Raw genomic sequence first — 1,300 nt, 5'->3', positions numbered from 1 at the left:
GACAGAGACCGCGCCGGCATTGCCGCCATTGCCGCCGCCGCCACCGACCGATTGCGCCATGATGCCGTGCGCGAGATCGCCCTTGGTCGTGATGTTGGCGGTGTTGGTGACCTCGACCTCGGCGCCATTGCCGCCGCCGCCGCCCTTGCCGCCGACGCCGACCGCGGTGAACAGGCCGCCGGCGCCCGCTAGACCACCGTCGCCGCCGCCGCCGCCGATCGCCTGGGCCAGGATGCCGACCGACAGGTCTTCATTGGTCTGGATCTCGCCCGAATTGGTCACGGTGACCTTCATCGCGCTGCCGCCGTCCGCAGCCGCGCCGCCGACTGCGAGCGAAGGCCCGCCGACGGCGATCGAGAAACCGCCCGAGCCGCCGCCGCCGCCGATCGACTGCGCCTGGATGCCGTGCGATTGGATGCCGTCGGTGATGATGTCGGCGCCGTTGGTGACGTCGACGGTGTTGCCGTTGCCGCCACCAGCGCCGTTGCCGGCGATGCCGACATTGAGCGAGAGGCTGCCGGCTATGCTGCCGCCGCCCGTGCCGCCGCCGCCGCCCACCGACTGGGCGAGAATGCCCGTCGAATGGTCCTTCATCGTGTGGATGGCGCCGTCGTCGATGCCGATCGTGACGGTGTTCGACGCGCCCGCCGCTCCGCCCCTGCCGCCGACCCCAATGGATGCGCCGGCGGCGAGGTTGAACGAGAAGCCGCCATTGCCGCCGCCGCCGCCGATCGACTGGACGACAAGGCCGGCCGAATTCACCTCATGCGTGGTGATGGTCGTGCTTGCCGAGTGGTATTCGACGGCGCCGGCGGTGCCGCCGCCTGCGCCGTTCCCGCCAACACCGACGGTGATGCCGGCGCTGAGGCCGATGACGCCGCCGCCATTGCCGCCGCCGCCGCCGATCGACTGCACGATGATGCCGGCCGAGCGCTCGCCAAAGGTCTCGACCGAGCCATTATAGGTCGTATGGACATCGACACCCGCGCCCGCGGCGCCCGCACCGCCGCCGATGCCGACCGTCGCTATGGCCGCGAACGTCCCGGCAAAGCCGCCATTGCCGCCGCCGCCACCGATAGACTGAACGATCAGGCCCGCCGAATCCGCGCCGTGCGTGGTGATGGACTGGGTGCCGCCGTCCGGTGACTTGAAGAAGACCTCGCCGCCGTTGCCGCCCTTGCTGCCCGATCCGCCGACGCCGACCGTGGCCCCGAAGCTGCCGGCAACGACGAACCCGCCGTTGCCGCCGCCGCCGCCGATCGATTGCGCGATGATGCCGACAGACCGCTCCCTGAAGGTC

At 71.2% G+C, this 1,300-nt stretch carries 1 pseudogene; it reads right to left on the bottom strand.

The window, feature by feature from the left end:
- Positions 1 to 1,300, bottom strand: a pseudogene (locus E5X34_RS32535) (autotransporter outer membrane beta-barrel domain-containing protein); the annotation flags it as partial.

Origin of the sequence: Mesorhizobium sp. (assembly GCF_004963255.1) — a bacterium.
GTDB lineage: Bacteria > Pseudomonadota > Alphaproteobacteria > Rhizobiales > Rhizobiaceae > Mesorhizobium.
Note: the sequence above shows the minus strand (reverse complement) of the source record. Positions and strands in the feature narration are given on the sequence as shown.